Here is a 22,562-nt window from a genome sequence, read left to right on the forward strand (position 1 = left end):
GTTTGTCACACTCTGGCCTTACGAACGGGTTTACACTTATTCGGTTAGTCAGCCTATGAGATGAGGAAACCGTTATGTCCAGTGTTAAACAGTCCGGCCGTTACACGCTCGGTGAACGCGAGGTCTACCGTCTTGGCTACGGCGCAATGCAGCTAGCTGGTCCCGGCGTGTTCGGCCCGCCTAAAGATCCCGAGATGGCCGTGAAAGTGCTTCAGGCAGTGGTAGAAGCAGGCGTCAACCATATTGATACCTCTGATTTCTACGGCCCGCACGTCACCAACCAGCTTATCCGCAAAGCGCTGCACCCCTATTCCGATAACCTGACCATCGTGACGAAAGTCAGCGCCCGCCGCGACGAGCAGGGCAACTGGCTGCCGGCAATGTCGGCGCCGGAGTTAACGCAGGCCGTTGAGGATAACCTGCGTAATCTGGGATTAGAGGCGCTTGACGTCGTTAACCTGCGCAGCATGTTCAGCAAACACGGCCCGGCGGAAGGGTCGCTGGAAGAACCGCTCACCACGCTGATTAAACTCAAAGAACGCGGGCTTATCCGTCATATCGGTCTGAGCAACGTGACGCCCACACAGGTTGAAGACGGGCTGAAGATGACCCCTATCGCCTGCGTACAAAACTTTTATAACGTGGCCAACCGTCAGGACGACCCGCTGATTGATACGCTGGCGGCGAAAAACATTCCCTATGTGCCGTTCTTCCCGCTCGGCGGCTTTACGCCTTTACAGTCGCAGGATCTAAACGACGTGGCGGAGCGCCTGGGGGCGACGCCCATGCAGGTCGCGCTGGCCTGGTTGCTGCAGCGATCGCCCAATATTCTGCTGATCCCAGGCACGTCGTCGCTCAACCATCTGCAGGAAAACCTGACGGCCGCCTCGCTGACGCTGCCCGCCGATGCGGTCAAGGCATTGAATACTATTCCGCAGGCGCTGGAGTAACCTGGCAATGAAACATCCGCAATCCCCCTTGCGGATGTTTTTTCTGGTTAAAAACAGGAAATTTTTCGCTACCAGGCGAAACTAAAAGAACTGGCGCGTCTATTTTCTCGCCAGTCCGATGTATGGGTGTTATGGGGGATTTGCCATGAAACGTTTAAAAAAGTGCCTTTGTTACCTGATGGGGGCCGTCATTCTGAGCTTTTCCTCACTGGCAATGACGGCACAAGCCGCTCTTCAGGTGGGCGATCAAGCCCCGGATTTCACCCTGCGTGGCGCGATTGACGGTAAACCGATGACCTTTTCCCTCCAGCAGGCATTGCAGGAAGGACTGGTCGTGCTCTACTTCTTTCCCGCTGCCTTCACCCGAGGCTGCACCATTGAGGCCAACGAGTTTGCCAATGCTGCCGATGATTTCAAACGGCTGGGGGCGACCGTCATTGGCGTGACGGCGGGGAATATCGATCAGGTTGGGGAGTTTTCAAAGCAGGAGTGCCGCGATAAATTCGCCGTCGCCGCCGATCCCGACGCCAAAGTGGCCGCTGAATACCAGACGCTAATGGAGATGAAGGGGACAACCGTTTCAGGTCGTACCTCGTTTGTCATCGCGCCAAGCGGCAAGATCCTCTTTAGCTACACGGATAACGATCCCAGCAGTCATATCCAAAAAGCGCTGGACGCGGTGAAGCGTTACGCGCAACCGCACCTGTGACGTGAGGAAACACAGAAAAGGAAGGGATTATTGGCCGTCACAGCCAGGCCGGGGTAAAAACGGTAGAAAGCAGTATTATTGCGGCGATAACACCGCACAGCAGTAATATGCCCAGCATGATTTCAAATGAGTATCTGCGCATTTGATGACACCTCTGAAAAAATAATGCCCGGTAATTACCGGGCATCAGAGATAGCTGGCGCCATTTAGCGCGTCCGGTTACGCGGCTGGTTTAGCGGCCGGTTTTGTGCTGTGGTGCTTAGTAGACTTGTGATGTTTTTTCGCGGACTGGGCTTTTTGCGCCGGGGCCGCTGTGGTTGCTTTGTGATGTTTTTTATGATGCTTAACGGTTGTCGGCGCCTTAGCAGCCGAGGCAGCCGGTGCTGCTGCAGGTGCTGTAGTGGTGGTGCCGGCTGCGAAAGCGGCAGAAGACAGTCCCATAGTGGCAGCAATCATCAGGGCTAATACTTTTTTCATGGCAACATCCTCAATTTCTTTTTCAGTTTAGCCCCTGCATCAGGGCGATGAAATAACTCTACGCCAGAGAAGTCATTTCATCAGTGAGGATGTGGTTACGGCTTGTGACGAATTGTACAACGCATCAGGCAAGGTTTTCCCGCGGTGTATTCAGCGCCATCGCCTGCTGAATAACGGGGATCGGCGTTAATAAATGCTGGCGCATCAGTTCGCTGCTTAACGCCGCGTCGCGGGCGAGGATCGCCTGCGTCAACGCTTCATGCTGAACATGTTTGTCTTCGAGCATTTCGACGGATAAGACCGTCTTGCGCAGCCAGATAAACCGGTAGCGCGCCGCCAGATCGAAAAGGCGCTGGCGCATTTGCAGCAAATACTGGGAACCGCATCCGGCGACAATGGCCGTGTGATACGCCTGATGGCGCAAGTCCCACTCCTCCAGTAGTTCCTCGCTGGCCTCGCTGGACTCAAGTTTATTGAGCATATGCGCGCGCGCCAGCACCTCGGCTTCCCACTCGTCGGTACCGCGCTCGACCGCAAGCTGCACCAGCATAGCTTCCATATTGGCGCGGGCATCAAAAATATCGAGCAGTTCGCTCTCGGACATCGGGGCAACGCGATAGCCTTTCTGATTAACCACCGTGACCAGCCGTTCGGCGACCAGTTGCGAAAGCGCTTCCCGCAACGGCCCCACTCCCAGCCCGTAGCGCGAGGTTAACAGGCTCATCCGCAGCTTCTCATCGGGCAGGTATTCGCCGCGAATAATGTCGTTTTTTAGCCACCGGTAGCCGTCAATGGCTGTCGGTTGGGAAATGGCAGTCATGGGCAAAACTCCCGTCTCTTAAGCGGCGACATGAGGCGCGCCTTAAAGGGCAAAATCCCGGCCAGTGATGGCCGGGAAAACAGGGCTACAGCGTATTCTGCCACGCCGATTTTTGCCACAAAATCAGTTTCTTCCAACGGGACATAATCGGCACCGTACAAATAATCCCAAGCCCCAGCAGCCCGGTCGACAGCACCTCAAGCTGCTGCCCCGGCCGGAACAGCATCACCACCAGCACGACGGTGATAAAGGCGATGACAAGCCAGGTCAGCCATGGGTACAGCCACATCTTAAGCTTGAGCGCATGCTCCTGGCCCTGCAGTTGCTTGCGCATCCGCAGCTGCGACACCGCGATAACCAGATACACCAGCAGCGCAATGGCGCCTGAGCTGTCTATCAGGAACTTAAACACTTTGGCTGGCGCATAGTAATTGACGATAACCGTTAAAAACGCCGCACCGGTCGACAACAATACGGCGACATAAGGCGTCTTGCTCTGGTTGGTCCGCCCCATCACTTCCGGCGCATCGCCCCGGCGGCTCAGGGAGTAGAGCATCCTTGATGCGGTATACAGGGCGGAGTTAAGGCAACTGGTCACCGACAACAGGATGACACAGTCCATGATGAGTCGCGCGTAGGGGATATGCAGCAACTCAAGCACAGAGCGGTATGACCCCACCTCTTTAAGCCCCGGAGTATTCCAGGGGATCAGCGCCACCACCACAAAAATCGAGCACAGATAAAACAGCGAAATACGCCAGATGACGGAGTTGGTCGCGCGTACAATATGCTTATCCGGCGTGTCGGACTCTGCCGCCGCGATGGTGACGATTTCCGCCCCCATAAACGAAAACATGGTGATAAGCATCGCACTCAGCACTGCGCCAAAACCGTTGGGCATAAAGCCGCCGTGATCCCAAAGACGGGATACGCCGCCGACCTCGGCATAGGGGTAGAAACCGCTAATCGCCACCGCGCCCAGGCCGATAAACGCCAGAATGGCGATCACTTTGCACAGCGCCAGCCAGAATTCGAATTCACCGTAGTTTTTAACGCTAAGCAAATTACTCCCGGTCAACGCGAGGGTGATCAATAGCGAAAACAGCCAGATGGGCACGCCGGGGATCCAGGAATTAAGGATCATCGCCGCGATATTGGCCTCCAGCGGAATCACCAGCACCCAGAACCACCAGTACAACCAGCCGATGGTATACCCGGCCCAGCGGCCAATCGCCTTATCAGCGTAGGTGGAAAACGAGCCCGTGTCCGGGGAGGATACCGCCATTTCGGCGAGCATCCGCATGATCATAACCACCAGCAGACCGGCAAACAGGTAAGACAGTATAACGGCAGGCCCGGCTTCGGCGATCGCCACGCTGGAGCCGACAAACAAACTCGCGCCGATGACGCCGGCGATGGATAACATGGTGACGTGGCGTGATTTCAGCCCGCCGCCCAGCGCATGCGATGGTGACAATTGCCCCATAGTTATTACCCTCTCAATGTGTTGTTGTTTTGATTCACTTGGGAGAGCACCCCGACATTACCGCGTCGGGGCACGTGTCCAGACATCGGTCAGGGATCAGAGACCAATACACATGTATTTGATCTCTAAATAATCCTCGATGCCATATTTAGACCCTTCGCGACCAAGGCCCGAGGCTTTGATCCCGCCAAAGGGGGCAACTTCATTGGAAATAATGCCGGTATTGATGCCGACAATACCGTACTCCAGCGCTTCGCCGACGCGGAACACGCGGCTCAGGTCGCGGGCGTAGAAATAGGCCGCCAGACCAAATTCGGTATCGTTGGCCTGCGCAATCACCTCGGCTTCATCGTGAAAACGAAACAGCGGCGCCAGCGGACCAAAGGTTTCCTCCTTTGCCACGCGCGCATTCGCCGGAACGTTCACCAGGATGGTGGGCTGGAAGAAATTCCCGCCCAGCGCATGCGCGTGGCCGCCCGCCACGACACGGGCGCCTTTCTCCAGCGCATCGGCGATATGCTCCTGCACTTTGGCGACCGCCTTTTCATCAATCAGCGGCCCGGTGGTCACGCCAGGCTGTAAACCGTCGCCCAATTGCAGTTTGGCGACCGCCTGTTGAAGCTTTTCGGCAAAGCGGTCGTAAACGCCATCCTGAACGTACAGGCGGTTGGCGCACACGCAGGTTTGTCCGGCGTTACGGAACTTCGACGCCAGGGCGCCTTCCACCGCGCTGTCGAGGTCAGCATCGTCAAAGACAATAAACGGCGCATTGCCGCCCAGCTCCAGCGACACCTTCTTGATATCTTTTGCGCACTGCGCCATCAGCAAACGGCCGATTTCCGTTGAGCCGGTGAACGACAGCTTGCGCACAATCGGGTTGCGGGTGAGTTCGTCGCCGATGGCGCCTGCCGAGCCGGTGACCACATTAAACACGCCGTCGGGGATCCCGGCGCGCTGCGCCAGGTGCGCCAGCGCCAGTGCGGAATACGGCGTCTGGCTGGCGGGTTTGAGCACCATCGTGCAACCTGCCGCCAGCGCAGGACCGGCCTTACGGGTGATCATCGCCGACGGGAAGTTCCACGGGGTAATGGCCGCAGTGACGCCAATCGGCTGTTTAATCACGATGAGACGCTTATCGGCCTGATGACCCGGAATTGTGTCGCCATAGATGCGCTTGCCCTCTTCAGCGAACCATTCGATAAACGAGGCGGCATAGCTAATTTCCCCTCTGGCTTCCGCCAGCGGTTTACCCTGTTCAAGGGTCATCAGCCGGGCCAGATCCTCCTGGTTTTCCATCATCAGATCGAACCAGCGGCGTAACACGGTGGCGCGCGCTTTGGCCGTTAAGGCGCGCCAGGCTGGCAGCGCGCGGTTGGCGGCGTCTATCGCCTGACGGGTTTCTTCGGCGCCCATTTTAGGGACGCTGCCCAGACGCTGTCCGTTGGCGGGATTGACGACCGCTGTTACCTCACCGCTGAGCGCATCACGCCATTGACCATCGATAAATGCCTGCTGTCGGAACAACTCGGGATCGCGAAATTGCATTATCTTTTCCTGTCTTAAGAAGGTTGACGGGTGAATGCGGCATGCAGCGCATCCACGCTTTGTGCGGCGCGCAATCTGCGGCCGGGATTGGTCTGGCTTTCCAACAAGGTCATCACCTTGCTGACGATATGGGCGCCGATAGGAAGGGCCGACGTCGCCGCCGGAGAAGGCGCATTGCAGGTGTGAATAGAACGTGGCGTGGTGACAAACAGAAAGTCGTCAATCAGTTTGCCATCCGGAGAGACCGCCTGGGCGCGCACGCCCGCAGGCCAGGGCTGTAGGTCGTTTAGCGTCAGGCTCGGGCAGTACTTTTGCACCAGCCGCAGATAGCCGCTTTTGCATAACGAATTCTTCATCTCGCCAAGCCCCGAACGCAGGTTTTTCTGCAAAACACGACGGATGCCGGAGGAACCGAAGATCTCCAGCGTATCGGCAAGCGAGAAATCACGCTTGCGGTATCCCTCGCGTTTAAACGCCAGCACCGCGTTAGGGCCGACCGTCACGCTGCCGTCGATCATTCGGGTCAGGTGGACGCCGAGAAACGGCATCGCCGGGTCAGGGATCGGGTAGATCAAATGATTCACTATCTGGTTATGCTGTGGCGCCAGGCGGAAATACTCGCCGCGGAACGGGCAGATAATAAAGCCAGGATCGACGCCCAGCATTTTGACCAGCCGGTCAGCCATCAGCCCTGAGCACGTTATCAGCGTGGCGGCCTCGAACTCCTGCCCTTGCCGGGTATGGACAACCACCCCCGCGGCATGTTCATGCAGAGCGCTGACCTCGGCGCCATACACAATCTCGCCGCCTTTGGCCTGAAAGTTTTTCGCCATCGCCGCGGTAACCTCGCGGTAGCTGACGATGCCGCTTGAAGGGACAAAAATACCGCCAAGCCCCGTGATATTGGGTTCCCGCTCCCGCAGCTCTGCGGCGCTCAGCCATTCACGCTCCAGCCCGTTCGCCGCGGTGCGCTCCCACAGCGCCCGCATGCGATCCATCTCCAGGTCCGAGGTCGCGACCAGCATTTTTCCGCAACTGTCGTAGCGAATGCCGTTTTGATCGCAGAACGCTTTGGTGGCCCGGTTGCCAGCCAGGCAAAACTGCGCTTTGAGGCTTCCCGGGGTGTAATACACCCCGGCATGAATAACCCCGCTGTTGTGGCCCGTCTGGTGACAGGCCGGAGCGGACTCTTTTTCCAGTAACGCAATTCTGGCGTCAGGATAGACGTCAATCAGCTGCATGGCGGTGGACATGCCGATGATGCCGCCGCCAATAATCACAAAATCGTACATCCGCTCACTTCCTTTGTTTAATAACGCTTATTGATGAGTCTGGTAGTGGGGAGTGGAATACGCAAAGTAACCGCGCTGGCGCATCAGCTCACGACGCAGATCCGGGTGCGGCGTAAAGCGATCGCGCCCGTGCAGCCAGAACAGATTGTTAATAAGCAGGAATTTCCCGACCGGAACCGGTACCGAAAGGATGTTTTTGCTGTTTTCCAGCGCATCCGACAGCTCGCTCAGCCAGACGCCCTCCTCAAAATCTTTAGGCTGTACAAACTGATCGATATAGCGCATGACCGGGCGCCCCTGGGCATCGACATCAAAGACCGGATGGAACACGTCGTGGCTGACGTTTTTGCTCGGCGGCGCGGCCCAGCGCATCGCGCGACGCGCCAGCGGGTGCGTGAAGTAGCGCTGCAGATGCTCCCAGTCGTCCAGGTGCAGCAGCAGCGAATTTCCGCCCTGCATATTCTGCTCATCGATTTTCATCATCAGCACATAGTCCGTGACTTCTTCGACGTAGGTGCCGTCGTTATGCAGCTCCAGCACGCGGTGCGGCTGTCTCAGATAGCTGTCCGAACTGTCGACGTTTTTCACCACGAAGCGCGCGTAGTACTGACCGCTCATCGCATCAAAGTTTGAACGTCCAATCAGGTGCGCCACGGCGGTCGCCAGTTTAACCATCTCATCGGCCTGCGCGACGTTATCGATACCTTCCGCCCCGATAAGCAGCGCGCCTTCGCTGCGGTTCAGCAGAGTATTAATCAGCAGCGGCTGCAGCTGATTACCGCAGAGATCGTCAAGGATTTTGCCCACTTGAAACCGCAAAAACGATTTATACTCCAGCGCCTGCACCGGCCACTGCTCGACCTGTTGCAGGAATTTCTCCGTCACCTGGGCGGAGAATGTCAGCTCCAGCATCCGGGGTGATTGCCGTGAAGGGGCAACAGTAAAAGCGGGCGCATTACGGGAGACGTCGGCGGCATGCTGTTTTACGGCAGTCAGTGTGTTCATCAGAATCAAACCTCTCAGTAGAGACTCAGGGGGACATTGCGATGTTCATTTCGTAGCCATAAATTAAAAATATCTACATTTTTATAAAATGCGCATAAAAAGATCTGAAATGTTTGTTTTTTGTGATCAATTAAACAAATATTTAACAATGGAATTAGCCGGGAAGGTACAACATGATGCGCGTCAACTGCCGTGCGTCGCGTCAGGACAGGTAGTTATCTGACAGTGGCAAAGCATGAGAGGGTGTATCGACATCTCACCGTAACGCTGACGGAAAATGCATGCAAAGAGAAGATTTATCCAACATGGGCGCAGCGCAGGTTTGGCTCATCCCTGATGAGGGCGGGATGCCGGTATTATGTCTCCACACCTGCTTTCCTCCGACCTGACGCAGCGTAGGTTCAGGCTGGAATACATTCCGCAGACGCTGTCACACGATGACGCCACCTGCGACCATCTTCGCGATTTCCAGTGCCAAAGCGCCGTGCTTTTTACCGGTGTCAGCCTTGTCTCCGGCGACTGCATCTTCCAGACTGGCTGGTCAGCGCCAGGGCGCTTATCTGACGCCCGGCTTAAGATACACATGTTGCATAACGGGCAGTATCAGCATCCGCACGGGGACGGTCTGTCCCCGGCATAACCCACTCTGCCGCATTAACACAACGTCGGAACCCCGAGGCACCACATTACCAGCGCAGTATCGGGCAGCCGGTAGCGGCCTGTAGCGCCTCAAACTCGACGCCGGGGGCCATCTCCACCAGACGCAGGCCATCGGAAGTAATATCCAGCACCGCGAGATCGCTGATGATGCGGTCCACCACCCCGACGCCGGTCAGCGGCAGATCGCAGTTCGCCAGGATCTTGTGTGCCCCGCCCCTGGCGCAGTGCTCCATCAGCACCACCACCCGCTTGACGCCCGCCACCAGATCCATGGCGCCGCCCATGCCCTTGACCATCTTGCCCGGGATCATCCAGTTCGCCAGATCGCCCCGCACCGACACCTGCATAGCCCCGAGCAGCGCCAGGTCGATGCGACCGCCACGGATCATGGCGAAGCTCTCAGCGCTGTCGAAGAAGCTGCTGCCGGGTAAGGTGGTGATGGTCTGCTTACCGGCGTTGATGAGATCCGGATCCAGCTCTTCTTCGCCAGGGAAGGGGCCTATGCCAAGCAGACCGTTCTCGCTCTGCAGCCAGACCTCCATGCCGTCCGGAATATAGTTGCCCACCAGGGTCGGCAAGCCGATCCCCAGGTTGACATAAAAGCCGTCTTGCAGCTCCAGGGCGGCGCGTTGCGCCATCTCTTCACGGGTCCAGGCCATATGATCAGTCCTTTTTCACTGTGCGTACTTCGATGTGTTTCTTCGGATGAGGGTTGAGGACAAGTCGCTGCACATAGATGCCAGGCAGGTGGATCTCGTCCGGCGCCAATTCGCCGACCTCGACTATCTCCTCCACCTCGGCGACACAGATCCGGCCCGCCCTGGCGCAGAGCGGGTTGAAGTTGCGCGCCGTCTTGTTGAACGTCAGGTTGCCCGCCTTGTCTGCCCTGGCGCCTTTGATCAGGGCCAGATCGGCGGTCAGGGACAGCTCCATCACATACCATTCGTCGCCGAACTGACGGGTCTCCTTGCCTTCGGCAACCAGGGTGCCGTAGCCGGTTCGGGTGAAGAAAGCGGGGATCCCCGCACCGCCCGCCCGCAACTTCTCGGCCAGGGTGCCCTGGGGGGTGAACTCCAGCTCCAGCTCACCGGCCAGATACTGACGTTCGAACTCCTTGTTTCCCCCCACGTAGGAGGAGATCATCTTCTTGATCTGACGGCTGTAGAGCAGCGGTCCCAGACCAAACTCATCCACCCCGCAGTTGTTGCTGATGATGGTGAACCCCCGCTTGCCCGTCTCGCGTAGCGCCTCAATGAGCGACTCGGGGATGCCGCACAGGCCGAATCCGCCCGAAGCGATGGTGATACCGTCCTGCACCAGATCCGCCAGGGCCGCGTGGGCATTGGGATAGACCTTGTTCATGAATACCTCTCTTGTTAGCCCCACTGCACTCATGCAGCACAGTCCATTGATTTTTAATGTTTCATGACCCAGAGTATCGGGATCAGCGCAATACTCCGGTCATCCCTCTTGCACGGTGTCGATGACGATAAAAAGCTGTTCGTCTACTTGCTCGACGGGGTAGCGACTGACCTTGAGCTGAGTCGAGTTGAGCAGATAACCGGTGCGCAGATTGAAACGCAGACCGTGAGCGCCGCACTGGATAACCTCCCCTTCCAGCCGACCGCCGCACAAAGACGCTCCCTGATGGGGGCAGCCGTCGTCGATGGCGTAGAACTGCCCGGCAACGTTGAACAGCGCCAGGCTCTTGCCCTCCGCCTCGATCAAGGTTCGCAGTCCAGGGGCGGGGACGCGCTCCGCCGGAACGGCGATGCGTTTTTCTTTCATATTGCGGTTCCTTTCACTGTGGGTTGTACCGCCAGCGCCTGGCGCAAACCGGCGAGCAGCCGCTCGGCCGGTTGCGCCCCGGACAGGGTAAAAGCGCCATCGACCACGAAACAGGGCACGCCCTGGCTGGCCTTCGCAGCAGCCTCGCCGATGAAGGGGGTTCCATCGCCCAGCAGGCAATCCGCCAACGGGTCGGGTGAGAAACCGACAGCTTCGGCAACCCCCAGCAGAGTGTCGCTATCTCCCAGGTTCCCACCCCGCACAAAGTGCGTGGTAAACAGCGCCTCCAGCAGTGCATCCGTTTGCGCCGGGGTGCCGAGCGTGCAGGCCTGCTGCCACAATCTATGCGCATCGGCGCTATTGGGCATGCGGGCGATCCGGCTAAAGTCCAGTGTTGCCCCGGCCGCCGCCGCGGCTTGCTGCACCTCGGCTTGACGCAGACGCATGGCCTGCTCGCTGCCCAGACGCTTGATATAGAAGTCGGTGAAAGATTCCCCTTGCGCGGGCAGACAGGGCAGCAGTTGCACCCCGCGCCAACTGACATCGACCAACACCTCAGGTTGCTCGGCATGCAGCAGGGCCAATGCCCGCTCCAGCTGGCGCTTGCCAATCAGACACCAGGGACAGATGAAGTCGAAATAGACCTCGACTTTCACGATTCCGCTCATGTCCGCGCCTCCGTGGTATGGGTACCGACGGCAGGTTCACCCGCCACAGACGGCGGTGAATCACTTTCCAGCCTTGCCATGTCTTTGTGATAGTGGCGCTTGGCATAGGAGAAGACGGCCGCCGCCGCGATGCTGACCAGGGGTACCAGTTGGAAAGCGTTATCCAGACCGATGAGGTCGGAGACCCGTCCCGTGACGAAGGGACCCGGAGCCAGCCCGAGCAGGTTGTTGGCCAGTGTCAGGGTGGCAAAGGCCGTACCGTGTACGCTGGCGCTTGTCAGGTTAGCGACCATGGCGCCCGCCGGGCCCGAGGTGCCGGTGGCGATGAACATGCCGAGACAGATCAAGACCAGTTGGGCCATGCCTGTCGGCAGGGCGAATGCCAGCGACAGCAGCGTGCAACTGCTGAGGCTGTAGAAGATGGCCAGGCTTATCTTACGATCCGGCCGATTCCGGCACATCTTGTCGCTCAGAACGCCGCAGAGGATCATGCCCGCGCCGCTGCACAGCACGATGATGGCGGCAATGCTCCCCGCCTTATCCGTGCCCATGTCGTAATAACGGTTGAGATAGCTCGGCATCCAGACGATGACGGTCCCGCCGACAAACAGCTGCAAGCCGCTGCCAATATAGGCCGAAATCACAGAGCGGCTGGAGTAGAGGGTACGTAACGACTTGCTGTAGATCTCGGGTGCAGGACGCGCTACGCCTCTCGTCGGTGAGATGCGCGTTTCCTTGACGAGAATCGGATAGAGCATCGCCAGCAGCAGGCCGAACAGCGCCATGCCCGCGAAAGCCCATCGCCAGCCCAGAAAATGGGCCAGCACGCCCCCAGAGGCCATACCCAGCACAGAGCCAAACATACCACCGGAGATGAACGCGCCTGACAAGGTGGCCCGCATTTCCCGCGGGAAGACAGAGACCACCACGGCGATACCGACGCTGCCATAAGCAGCCTCCCCCACTCCAACCAGGAAGCGGGCAGCGAACATCTCTTCGTAATTCTGGGCCACGGCACAGCCCAGGGTCGCCAGACTCCACAGCATAGCCATCAGCGTCAGGCTCTTCACCCGGCCAAAGCGATCCGCCAGCAGGGAGAGCGGGAAAGTTAACAACCCGACCATCAGCGCCACGATGCCGCTGAGCAGGCCAAGTTCAGTATCGGTTAGCGCCCATTCTCCCTTAAGCATGGGGAAGACGGCGTTGAGCACCTGACGCGACATATAGTCGGAGATCAGCAGCCCAAAAGTCAGCGCAAAGACTACCCAGGCATAACGACGCGGAACGGTAACCTTGCTCGCTTCGTCATCGTTGTTGATATGATACGTAGCCATACAGTTCCTCATTCATCTGCCCGCACCGCGTAGCGCTCAGGCCGCCCCATCAGCGATGGAGGGGGCGGCACGTCTCGTTTAGCCGCGTTGCGGCACACCTTTCTCGCCAGCCTTGCGATTCGGCGACATGCCGTTGGCCAGCAGAGTCTGTTCGACGCTGTCGTACTGGACGCCGATACGATAGATGGCGCGGGCTTCCTTACCGTTCGCCACCCCGCGACCCAGCTCGTGCGACACCCGCACGCACTGCTGGATCTGCTCGACCGAGCTCATGCGCTGACCGTGCTGGCCAATGATGGTGTCCTCAATGCCGCAGCGCGGATGCAGACCTATGGCCATGGCCATCATGTTGAACGGCAGCACGTTTTTGAGCAGGGATTCGGCGGTCAGGGTGCAACCATCAGGCGCACGCTGGACGAAGTTCATGAAGTTGTACGGGTTGGGGCCATCAAAACCACCGCCGATGCCGATCCAGGTCAGATTGAGCGGGCCCATGTAGATACCCTTGCGCACCAGACGCTCCAGAGTCTCGAAGGCATGCATACCGGTCAGTTGGAAGTGCGGCTGGATGCCATGAGCCTGCAGACGTCTGAGGTGCTCTGCCACCCAGGCCGGACCGGCCGGTACCGTCATTTCGCTGTAAGCGGCCTGCAAAGCCGGGTTAGCCAGGGAGGTGCCTTCCAGGTACTCCGGATAGAGCAGCTCCATAATGTTCATCTGGGTGGTGTTAATGGCCACCGTGACCTGATCCGGCTTCGGCGTCAGCTCGGCCAGCATGTGGCGGGTGTCGTCTGACAGCCACTTGGCCGCCTCGCCCTCACTTTCCGGGGCGAAGGAGATGGAGCCGCCGACCTGGATAATCATGTCCGGCACGGCCTTGCGCACCCCGGCGATCAGCTCGTTGAACTTGGACAGGCGCTTGGAGCCTGTGCCGTCCAACTCACGCACATGCAGGTGCAGCACCGTCGCACCGGCTTCGTAGCAATCCACCGCTTTCTGGATCTGCTCCCCCATGGTGACCGGGATGTCTTCCCGGAAGTCTTCCGGCGCCCACTCCGGGCCGTAAGGGGCCACGGTGATCACGGTCTTTTCCATGTTTTCCGGGTGCAGGGAATCGTCAAAAAATTGCATCTATTCTCTCCTTGCATAAGGGTCTTGATGAGTCATTGATCCACCCGGACAATCTCGCCCGGGTGAAGGTGTAATTCAGAAGGGCCTGTCGCCCATGATCCCAGTCCGCTCCATCTTGCGGTGGCAAGCCGGGTAGTCCATGGCGGCATAGTGCTGTGTGCTGCGGTTGTCCCAGATGGCGATGCTGCCGGGCTGCCAGCGCCAGCGTACCTGGTATTCGGGAAGGTAGGCCTGGCTTATCAAATAGCGCAGCAGATCGCTACCGCCCATGTTGTAATCCTGCCCGTAGCGAACATTCGCCGGGGTGTGGTAATTGCTGAAGTGTGTGGTGAAGGCGTTGACGAACAGGATCTTCTCGTCCGTCTCCGGATGGGTACGCACCACCGGGTGCTCTGCGTCCGGGAACTGCGCCTTGAGCGCCAGCCGCTTCTCGATAGGGATGGCCGCCCCGAAACTGGACTCCAGACTATGGCGGGCGCGCAGGCCTGCTATCTTCTGCTTAACGTCCTCCGGCAGGTTCTGATAGGCCACCACCATATTGGCCCAGAGCGTGTCTCCCCCCACTTGCGGACTCTCAACGCAGCGCAGCACGCACCCCAGCGGGGGCTTCTCGCGCCAGGAGGCATCGGAGTGCCAGGCATTTTCATAGCGCTCGTTCGCCACTTCCGGCGTCTTGTAGATACGTACCAGACCAGGATGGTCCGGGTCACTGCCCGCCACCGGATGATCCTCCAGGTCGCCGAACAAACGGGCGAAGGCGACGTGTTCGGCACGGCTGATATCCTGCTGACGCAGGAACAGAACCCGGTGTCTGAGCAGTTGCGAGCGGATCTCCGCAAACAGGCCAGCGTCATGAATGGCGTCGGCCAGACGAACACCGCTCAGCTCAGCGCCGATATGGCAGGTCAGTTGTTCTACACGCATGTCATGCTCCCCTTAGATGACAAAGATCGATGAGCCCGTGGTCTTGCGCGATTCGAGATCGCTGTGGGCCTTCACCGCATCCTGCAGTGCATATTTTTGGTTGATATCAATCCGGATCCGCCCGCTGCCGACGTGGTCAAACACCTCGGCGGCCAGAGCCGCCTTCTCGGCCGGATCGGCAATATAGTCGGCCAGCGCCGGGCGGGTCAGATGGAGCGATCCTTTCATCGCCAGCAACACAGGATCGAACGGCGGGACGGGACCGGACGCGGTGCCGACGCAGACCATCAGACCGCGACGCTTGAGCGAGTCCAGCGAGCCCATGAAGGTATTCTTGCCAACGCTGTCGAACACCACATTGACGCCGACGCCCTCGGTCAGGGTGCGCACGCGCAGAGCCACATCTTCATGGCTATAGTCGATGGTGTAGTCGCAGCCATGGGCACGGGCCACCTCGGCCTTGGCCTCGCTGGAAACGGTGCCGATCACGGTCAGGCCGAGCAGTTTGGCCCACTGGGCGACAATGAGGCCGACGCCACCTGCGGCGGCGTGCAACAAGATGCTGTCGCCGGGCTTGAAGTCATAGATGCGGCGCATCAGATAGGCAGAGGTCAGCCCCCGCATGGTCATGGCGGCAGCCGTCTCGAAGGTGATGTTGTCGGGTAGCTTGATAAGCGGAGCGGCCGGAATCAGTCGCTCAGTCGCATAGGCGCCGAGGGTATTGAGGAACCCGGTGTAGGTAACACGATCGCCCACCGCCACGTTAGTCACCCCGGCGCCGATGGCCTCCACCACCCCGGCCGCCTCGACGCCCATGCCGCTTGGCATCGGAATCGGGTAGGTACCATTGCGGAAATAGGTATCGGCATAGTTCAGACCGACGGCGACCTGGCGCAGGCGAACCTCGCCCGGGCCTGGCTCTCCGACCGTGACGTCTTCGTAGCGCAGTACCTGCGGCCCCCCAGTCTCATAAAAGCGTATGGCTTTGGCCATCTCTGTTCTCCAACTCGTCTTCGATGTGAGCAAAATGCCTCGTACTGAATTGAATCTAGGAGGTTGCGTAAACGTACGCTTTTCATCTGGCGACAGCCGCTTTTCATCTCGTGACGATCGCCCTGAATTCATCGTCTTAGCGGGGGTGAAACCGCCAACATCGGCCTCGTCTTACCGCCTTGCGACGGGTTTCCCGGCCCCAGAAATGACCATGGTTTGAATTGAATGAAAAAGCACTCAGCGGGGCCATGTATGGCCCCGCCGATGCGTTGGCGGCGGAAGGAATTGATTCGGCGCGGGAACGCGCCGCTGGCGAGCGACCTGAAATGTGAGTCGCGAGACGTTTGCTAACCTTATCCTGTCAATGCGGCAAAACCCTCAGGCGCCCTCTCCCCCATTGCTGGTTTCGATCTCCCGGATCAACCGCTTGTTGATCTTGCCGACACTGGTTTTGGGAATTTCCGGGACGATCCGGATCTGCCGGGGTATGGCCCATTTATTGATGTGGCCGCTGTCGACAAACCGTTGCAGATGCGCCGTTATGGTCTGCGCTTCCAGGAACTCTCCCTCCTTGCAGACCACCAGCGCCAGCGGGCGCTCGCCCCACTGCTCATCCGGGATCCCGATGACGGCCACCGAGCTGACCGCCGCGTGCGAGCTGATGAGGCTCTCCAGCGCCAGCGAGCTTACCCACTCCCCGCCGGTCTTGATAACGTCCTTGATGCGATCCTTGATCTCTACTATCCCATGGGGATCGATGGATGCCATGTCGCCGGTGTGCAGCCAGCCGCCGTCCCATAGCTCAGCCCCTTTCTCGGGCTCCTTCAGATAGCCCTGAGTCAGCCAGGGCGCGCGTACCACGATCTCGCCCAGGGTCTCGCCATCATGCGCCACTTCCCGACCTTCGCCATCGACGATGCGCAGATCCACCAGCGGGACTGGCATGCCGGTCCTGATCCGCAGGGGCAGTTGCTCCTCCATGGGCAGGGCCAGTTCAGCATCGCTCAGGTGGGTCAGACAGAGCAGCGGGCAGGTCTCCGACATGCCATAGCCCGCGTGGATGCGTATACCTTTGCGATGCGCCTGTGTCGCAAGCCCAAGGGGCAGCGCACTGCCGCCCAGCAGCATCTTCCATCCCGACAGGTCGGTTCGCGCGGCTTCGCCGCACTCGAGGATCATCTGCAAAATGGTCGGCACGCAATGCGAGAAGGTCACCCCCTCGTCGCGATAGAGCCGCACCAGCTTGTCGGGCTCGTAACGACCGGGGTAGACCTGCTTCACCCCCAGCATCGTCGCCACATAGGGGACGCCCCAGGCATGCACATGGAACATAGGGGTGATCGGCATGTAGACATCGTTCGAACGCAGCAGCGACTGCCCTTCATGGGCCGCCAGGAGACCCAGCTCATTGAGGGTGTGCAACACCAGTTGGCGATGGCTGAAGTAGACGCCCTTGGGGTTGCCCGTGGTACCCGTCGTGTAGAACAGGGTGGCCATCGAGTTTTCATCAAAGTCGGGGAAGTCGAAGTGATCCCCCGCTGCGGCCAGCAGCGTTTCATATTCCCCCAGCACCGGCAGACGGGTCGCCTTCCCCCCGTCATCGCTGAGCTGGATGTAGCCCCGGACAGTGGTCAGCGTCTCCTCCAGCGACTCGATCACTGGTAAGAAGTCGTCGTGCACCAGCACCAGATGATCCTCAGCATGATTCATGGTGTAGCCGAGTTGATCCGCCGAGAAGCGGACGTTGACCGTGTGCAGCACGGCGCCGATCATCGGCACGGCGAAGAAGCACTCGAGGGCGCGATGGCTGTCCCAGTCCAGCAGAGCGACGGTGTCGCCGGGCTTGATACCGGCCGCCGTCAGCATGTTCGCCAGACGGTGGATGCGCTTCCTGAGGGTACGATAGTCGTAACGCAGCTTGTCGGCGTAGACGATTTCTCGTCCGGGGTGATAACGCTCGCCCGACAGCAGCAGGCTCTTGATCAGCAACGGATAGGCATGGGCCCCCTGCGCTGACGGTATGATTCTTGTCTTCACCATGCAGGTTCCTCTTTGACTCATTGTTTGCCCGGTATGAAGGTAATAGCAGATGAAGGTTGGCCCCTGGCGCTCGCCTCAGGCGTCGAGGCGACGCACCAGCTCCAGACCCTGAGGCCATGGGCCGAAGCCGCTCGCTGGATTGAGGTGGCCCACGGCGCCCAGTTCGACGACCTCGCTGCCCCAGTCGCTCGCCATGGCGCGCACCGCGTCGGCGCTGGCCAGGGGATCGTTGTTGCTGAGGGCCACCAGGCTTGGAAACGGCAACCGCGTGCGCGGCAACGGGCTCCAGCCGCCGGCCTGCAGGGTTTCCTGGCTCGGGTACTGGGCTGGCCAGCTGGCGTGAAGATCCGGAGGGGTGACCAGCAGGGCCCCTTTGATTTGGTGCTGATGATGACGCGCCCAGTGCACCGTCATCAGCACACCGGCACTGTGCGCAACCAGGATAACCGGGCCGTCGATCAGCGCCAGTTCTTGTGCGATGGCCTCGACACGCGCCCGGCAATTGAGCTTGTCCTGGGTCAGGGGAGGCACTGAACGCACCCTGACCAGGCTGGCCGCCAGATGCGTCTGCCAATGTTCCGCCACATGATCGCGCAATCCGGGGACGATCAGCACTGTAGCCTTGGTGTGCAATTTATCCATGTGACTCTCCTTGCTCTCCAGCGGGCCCGGCGAAGGGCCAGCGCCTCGCGAGCAACAGTAAAGCCAAAATAGTCAAGTTACTTCACTTTTGGCGCCATCGATTTGTCATTTTACGACAAAGGCAAAAAAGACTGAGGTCCGCGCTAGCCATGTCACATCCTCCAAATAAAGGAAGTGCCCATACGACAAAAAATGAACAACATACTTTCCATTTTGTTACTTGACTGCTAAGTAAATGTTAATCAATCGTATGTAATACAGATTAATCTTTTAAGGAAGCTGCACAATGACTGTCTTAGCCAGAGCCGCCATCCTCACCAATTATCTGGACGTCACCCGTCAACTCGGCCTCAATACCCAGCACCTGTTGACGCAGGTGGGGCTCAGTACCTCCATCCTGGGTATGCCTAATCAACGCATCCCCGTTTCCACCGCCATTAAGCTTATCGAGCAGTCCGCCCTGATCAGCGGGTGCGATACCCTGGGCCTGCGAATGGCGGAAAATCGTCAGCTGTCGGACTTTGGCGAGATAAGTCTGCTGCTCGGTCACTTACCCACCCTGCGCGATGCGTTGCTGGGGATTGTGCAGTATCTCCACCTGTGCAATGACTCGCTGGCGATCTTCATTGAGGAGGCAGGCAAGACGGTTATCATTCGCGAGGAGGTGATCACTGATATCCCCACCTCGTCACGCCATGCCTCCGAGTTGGCGGTCGGCGTCATGTACCGCTTCTGCGCCGCTCAGGTCGGTGTGGGCGCAAACTGGCATCCTATCAGCGTCAACTTCACCCACGATGCGCCAGCGGATCTCTCCGTCCACAGGCGCATATTCGGTTGCAAAGTGGAGTTTGGCAGCGAATTCAATGGCATCGTCTGTCAGGCTGCCGATCTGGACATCGCCAACCCGCAGGCCAACAAGGCTATGGCCCACCACGCGCGTAACTACCTCGACTCTCTGATGGTGGAACATCGCCAGTCCCTGCTGTTCGACGTGCGTAAATCGATCTACCTGCGGCTGCCCATGGGGCGCGCCACCATAGAGCAAATCTCCCGCACCCTGGGGATGAATGTGCGCACCCTGCAACGCCATCTGGAAGAGAGCGGTGCCACCTTCAGCGAACTTATCAATCAGGTGCGGCGCGATCTGGTGATCCGTTACCTGCAGAATCCAGGCTACTCCCTTGGCCACATCGCCGACATGCTAGGCTACTCCATGCCCAGCTCCTTCACCCGCTGGTTCAATGCCCAGTTCGGCATGCCTCCCGCCACCTGGCGTTCGCGTCACAGCATAGTGCCCAGGGTCGTCCAGATAAATTGCTCCAGCCTTGCCTACGGCTGATCGCGCCAAAAATTGCTTCACTGTTTCAGCCGTTGGCGCATCGAACGGCATTAGTGATGACGGGTTTATGACTTCATCATCTGTCCGCAATCGCTGTTTCATGCAGGTAATGCCAGCGAGGTTGCTCACTCTGGATATCAATCACGGCAACCGACCAGCGAGAGTGCACATTACCCTCATTGTGGTGAGTTTCACGGTAGCGGCAAACGACTGAAGACGCCGACAACTGCAGGGTTTCACAGCAATCAATGCCAATTTGCAGGTTTGGGCGCCCCCCGATGTTATTGCGAAACAGGTTTTCCACCTCCGAAAAACCCATACTCTGCCCTTTCATGGTCACCATTTTGAACGACGGGCTGAAACTGCCAAGCAGGTGATGCAACGCAGCGGGATAATCAGAACGCCCCGCGAACACCTCTTCAATCCATCGATGCAGGTTGACTACGCTTTGATGTGCAATTAATTCTTTTTTTGATTGCATAACGACTCCGGTTGTTTATTAAGTGACACAAGAGTAAACAGGGGCAACAGGCCAAGCAGCGCAGCAATAAGGAAGGCCGTGTGATAAGCAGATGTTGTCGTTGTGTGTTGCTGCAACAGATTAAACAGCAGTGTAAAAAGCGCGGCACCAACGCTAAATGACATCTGCCGGTTGAGGTTCCAGACAGTGCTGGCCCGGGACAGATGTTCGCCGGTGAAGTCAATCATCGCCGTAGTTTGCGCGGTATTTGCGCCAATACCGCCGCCTATCCCCATCAGCAAATATGCCAGCACCAGCACAGGCAACCCATCGTCGGCACCCACCAATGACAACAGCGCAATACCCGCCGCATGGCAGCTCAAGCCAAGGATAAAGAGTTTTGCCGCACCAACACGGTTATAGAGACGACCACAAACGCTCATGGCACAGAACGAGCCAGCGGCGTACAACACCATCAGTAGCCCGGTTTCGCTGGCACCCCACCCCATAACCTGTTGTAGAAAGAAGATGTTAAGCAGGTTCACACCCGTAAAAATGCCCGGCACGGCGTAATACACCAGCACAGAGAAGCGCATTCGCGGATTGCTCAACACACTGAGATCCACAATAGCGTCAGGTTGCCGACGATAATGGCGCACATACAGCGCAGCAAAAATGACGCCCAATATCACCAACCCCAGCGGCAATGCGGGATTTGTCGCATCTGCATAAAGCGACATCCCCATCAACAAAGCCGCCAGAGCAAGGCTTACCAGCGCCAGACCGGCAAGGTCCGGGCGTTGGGACAGGGTTTTCTCAGCATTAATCCACCACCATGCCAGAGCAGCAGTGAGCAGGCTGAACGGAATATGACACAGGAATACCCAGCGCCAGGAGAAGTGATCAACAATCGCGCCGCCCGCCGCAGGCGAGAGCGCAGGTGCGATCAGTGCGACGGCCATAATCAGCGTTGAGATCCTGGCCCATTCGTTTTTTTGAAACAAACCAAATGTCAGCGCCTGACCGACCGGGATCAGTAATCCTCCGCCTGTACCTTGCAAAAAGCGAAATACAATCAACCCGTTAAAGTCGGTTGATAATCCGGCGCACAATGCCCCCACAGAAAATACCGCCATTGAGGCCATCATGGTCATCCGTGCCCCTATATGGCTGGCGATCCAGGTACTTAAGGGGATTATCAGGGTCAGACCTAAAATATAGCTGTTGGCAACCCAGGCTACGCTGGATTCAGAGACATGCAATTGGCGGGAAATATCCGGCAAGGCGATTGCTGACATAAAAATATTTATGCAATCGATGAAAAAACCGGCTAAAAATAGCGTGGCAATGCGATAACGATATGTCATTTTGACCTCCGCCGAGCAGTCTAGACTGGCTTGACCAGCGGCGTCGATCAAACTAAATTAAACACGTTGTTTACCAAAATTTAACGGCCAATGTTTAACCACCTTAATCGAATTCAAACGTTCATCTCCGTTGTAGATTGCGGCTCCTTTACCAAAGCCGCAGAGCGCCTGTTCATCAGCAAGGCAATGGCCAGTATCCATGTAAAATCGCTTGAAGAAGTGCTGAATGTGCCATTGCTCATCCGCAATACGCGCGGCATTTTGCTGACAGAAGCAGGAGAAGTGCTGTACAACGATTTTCGCGAGATCTTCGTCAATATCCAGACTTCGCTGGAAAATATATCCGACAGCCATCGTTCGCTCTCAGGTACACTAAGTATTACTTCAACAACTGAATTTGGTGAGTATTATTTGTTGCCGATGATAAGTCAGTTTTGCCAGCTTAATCCGAATTTGAATATTAATTATTATGCAGACTCTTCACTGAATGATTTAGTGACTGAGCGGCTTGATCTGGCAATTCGACTGGGCTCTTTACGCGATTCTTCATTGAAAAGCCGAAAACTGGCAAGTTACCCGATTGTTCTGGTCGCCTCTGCCTGCTGGCTTGAAAATAACCCCCTCAGTTCCCCAGAAAATTTGAATACCGCGCCGTGGATCGCCAACAGTAATTTACAGACCCCGACACAATGGACGCTGACAGATGAAAAAGATCAACCGTTTGTTGTCCGCGCAGTTGCCAGATTCCATTCGAATACCTCAACAGCGATTAAATCTATGACCTGCGCCGGACTCGGTATCGCCGTATTACCTGAATGGCTGGTCAGAGCTGAAATCGCCAGCGGCGAACTGGTACAACTCTTTCCCGAATATAAATTGCCGGTACAGGACATCACTATTGTCTACGCTGGCGACCATCGGATCCGCCTTAA

The 22,562-nt window shown here is 57.9% G+C and carries 23 protein-coding genes; 5 read left to right on the forward strand and 18 right to left on the reverse strand.

Going from position 1 to position 22,562, the window contains the following annotated elements; translation table 11 throughout:
- Positions 1 to 74 precede the first annotated feature (74 nt).
- A complete protein-coding gene (locus JO226_RS04535) occupies positions 75 to 950 on the forward strand; it encodes an aldo/keto reductase family oxidoreductase (protein WP_293493887.1) in 876 nt (291 codons plus the stop codon).
- Positions 951 to 1,095: 145 nt separating this feature from the next.
- Positions 1,096 to 1,659, forward strand: coding sequence for a peroxiredoxin (locus JO226_RS04540; protein ID WP_293493890.1), 564 nt, complete (start codon positions 1,096 to 1,098; stop codon positions 1,657 to 1,659).
- A gap of 219 nt (positions 1,660 to 1,878) precedes the next feature.
- On the opposite strand, the gene asr is transcribed toward JO226_RS04540, so the two are convergent.
- From asr to glaH, 6 genes are all read right to left on the reverse strand, one after another.
- Positions 1,879 to 2,136 carry an acid resistance repetitive basic protein Asr gene (gene asr / locus JO226_RS04545; protein WP_293493893.1) on the reverse strand — a complete coding sequence of 86 codons (258 nt, stop codon included), beginning with the start codon at positions 2,134 to 2,136 and terminating at the stop codon, positions 1,879 to 1,881.
- Between the two features lie 124 nt (positions 2,137 to 2,260).
- Positions 2,261 to 2,956, reverse strand: coding sequence for a DNA-binding transcriptional regulator CsiR (gene csiR / locus JO226_RS04550; protein ID WP_293493896.1), 696 nt, complete (start codon positions 2,954 to 2,956; stop codon positions 2,261 to 2,263).
- Between the two features lie 85 nt (positions 2,957 to 3,041).
- A complete protein-coding gene (gene gabP / locus JO226_RS04555) occupies positions 3,042 to 4,442 on the reverse strand; it encodes a GABA permease (RefSeq protein ID WP_293493899.1) in 1,401 nt (466 codons plus the stop codon).
- 96 nt (positions 4,443 to 4,538) lie between these two features.
- Positions 4,539 to 5,987 (reverse strand): NADP-dependent succinate-semialdehyde dehydrogenase, encoded by a 1,449-nt coding sequence (gabD, locus tag JO226_RS04560; RefSeq protein WP_293493902.1) that lies wholly within the window; start codon positions 5,985 to 5,987, stop codon positions 4,539 to 4,541.
- A 14-nt stretch (positions 5,988 to 6,001) separates the two neighbouring features.
- Positions 6,002 to 7,279, reverse strand: a complete 1,278-nt coding sequence (lhgO, locus tag JO226_RS04565; protein ID WP_293493905.1) for an L-2-hydroxyglutarate oxidase — start codon at positions 7,277 to 7,279, stop codon at positions 6,002 to 6,004.
- Between the two features lie 27 nt (positions 7,280 to 7,306).
- Complete coding sequence (gene glaH, locus JO226_RS04570) at positions 7,307 to 8,284, reverse strand: glutarate dioxygenase GlaH (RefSeq protein ID WP_293493907.1); 978 nt, start codon at positions 8,282 to 8,284, stop codon at positions 7,307 to 7,309.
- Between the two features lie 358 nt (positions 8,285 to 8,642).
- Here glaH and JO226_RS04575 point away from each other — a divergent pair, with 358 nt between their 5' ends.
- Complete coding sequence (locus JO226_RS04575; RefSeq protein ID WP_293493909.1) at positions 8,643 to 8,924, forward strand: hypothetical protein; 282 nt, start codon at positions 8,643 to 8,645, stop codon at positions 8,922 to 8,924.
- Positions 8,925 to 8,970: 46 nt separating this feature from the next.
- On the opposite strand, the gene JO226_RS04580 is transcribed toward JO226_RS04575, so the two are convergent.
- The 10 genes from JO226_RS04580 to JO226_RS04625 all read right to left on the reverse strand — a co-directional run bounded on the left by JO226_RS04580 (position 8,971) and on the right by JO226_RS04625 (position 18,464).
- Positions 8,971 to 9,603, reverse strand: coding sequence for a CoA transferase subunit B (locus JO226_RS04580; RefSeq protein ID WP_293493911.1), 633 nt, complete (start codon positions 9,601 to 9,603; stop codon positions 8,971 to 8,973).
- Positions 9,604 to 9,607: 4 nt separating this feature from the next.
- Positions 9,608 to 10,306, reverse strand: coding sequence for a CoA transferase subunit A (locus tag JO226_RS04585; protein ID WP_293493913.1), 699 nt, complete (start codon positions 10,304 to 10,306; stop codon positions 9,608 to 9,610).
- A gap of 99 nt (positions 10,307 to 10,405) precedes the next feature.
- Positions 10,406 to 10,732 carry a Rieske 2Fe-2S domain-containing protein gene (locus JO226_RS04590; protein ID WP_293493915.1) on the reverse strand — a complete coding sequence of 109 codons (327 nt, stop codon included), beginning with the start codon at positions 10,730 to 10,732 and terminating at the stop codon, positions 10,406 to 10,408.
- The gene (locus tag JO226_RS04595; RefSeq protein WP_293493917.1) at positions 10,729 to 11,400 is read right to left on the reverse strand and encodes a DsbA family oxidoreductase; all 672 of its coding nucleotides are present in this window, start codon (positions 11,398 to 11,400) and stop codon (positions 10,729 to 10,731) included. The genes JO226_RS04590 and JO226_RS04595 overlap by 4 nt, the downstream gene beginning before the upstream one ends.
- Complete coding sequence (locus tag JO226_RS04600) at positions 11,397 to 12,734, reverse strand: MFS transporter (RefSeq protein WP_293493919.1); 1,338 nt, start codon at positions 12,732 to 12,734, stop codon at positions 11,397 to 11,399. The genes JO226_RS04595 and JO226_RS04600 overlap by 4 nt, the downstream gene beginning before the upstream one ends.
- 78 nt (positions 12,735 to 12,812) lie before the next feature.
- The gene (locus JO226_RS04605; RefSeq protein ID WP_293493921.1) at positions 12,813 to 13,865 is read right to left on the reverse strand and encodes a 3-keto-5-aminohexanoate cleavage protein; all 1,053 of its coding nucleotides are present in this window, start codon (positions 13,863 to 13,865) and stop codon (positions 12,813 to 12,815) included.
- A 75-nt stretch (positions 13,866 to 13,940) separates the two neighbouring features.
- A complete protein-coding gene (locus tag JO226_RS04610; RefSeq protein ID WP_293493923.1) occupies positions 13,941 to 14,789 on the reverse strand; it encodes a TauD/TfdA family dioxygenase in 849 nt (282 codons plus the stop codon).
- A gap of 12 nt (positions 14,790 to 14,801) precedes the next feature.
- Entirely contained in the window at positions 14,802 to 15,782 is a 981-nt protein-coding gene (locus JO226_RS04615; RefSeq protein WP_293493925.1) for a quinone oxidoreductase, read from the reverse strand.
- A 378-nt stretch (positions 15,783 to 16,160) separates the two neighbouring features.
- Positions 16,161 to 17,822 carry a fatty acid--CoA ligase gene (locus JO226_RS04620; RefSeq protein WP_293493928.1) on the reverse strand — a complete coding sequence of 554 codons (1,662 nt, stop codon included), beginning with the start codon at positions 17,820 to 17,822 and terminating at the stop codon, positions 16,161 to 16,163.
- Between the two features lie 75 nt (positions 17,823 to 17,897).
- Positions 17,898 to 18,464, reverse strand: a complete 567-nt coding sequence (locus tag JO226_RS04625; protein ID WP_293493931.1) for an alpha/beta hydrolase — start codon at positions 18,462 to 18,464, stop codon at positions 17,898 to 17,900.
- 286 nt (positions 18,465 to 18,750) lie between these two features.
- On the opposite strand from JO226_RS04625, the gene JO226_RS04630 reads away from it, so the two are divergent.
- Positions 18,751 to 19,803: an AraC family transcriptional regulator gene (locus tag JO226_RS04630; protein WP_293493934.1), complete on the forward strand. Its 1,053-nt coding sequence runs from the start codon at positions 18,751 to 18,753 to the stop codon at positions 19,801 to 19,803.
- Positions 19,804 to 19,879: 76 nt separating this feature from the next.
- Here the strand turns inward: JO226_RS04630 and JO226_RS04635 are convergent, their stop codons facing one another.
- Both JO226_RS04635 and JO226_RS04640 read right to left on the reverse strand, forming a co-directional pair.
- Positions 19,880 to 20,284: a hypothetical protein gene (locus JO226_RS04635; RefSeq protein WP_293493937.1), complete on the reverse strand. Its 405-nt coding sequence runs from the start codon at positions 20,282 to 20,284 to the stop codon at positions 19,880 to 19,882.
- The gene (locus JO226_RS04640; protein WP_293493940.1) at positions 20,263 to 21,630 is read right to left on the reverse strand and encodes an MFS transporter; all 1,368 of its coding nucleotides are present in this window, start codon (positions 21,628 to 21,630) and stop codon (positions 20,263 to 20,265) included. Before JO226_RS04640 ends, JO226_RS04635 begins: the two co-directional genes overlap by 22 nt.
- 90 nt (positions 21,631 to 21,720) lie before the next feature.
- Between JO226_RS04640 and JO226_RS04645 the strand changes: the two genes are divergently transcribed.
- On the forward strand, positions 21,721 to 22,562 hold an 842-nt coding region (locus JO226_RS04645), incomplete at its 3' end, for a LysR family transcriptional regulator (protein ID WP_293493943.1).

The sequence above is a fragment of the Pluralibacter sp. genome, from assembly GCF_019237635.1.
Lineage (GTDB): Bacteria > Pseudomonadota > Gammaproteobacteria > Enterobacterales > Enterobacteriaceae > Enterobacter_B.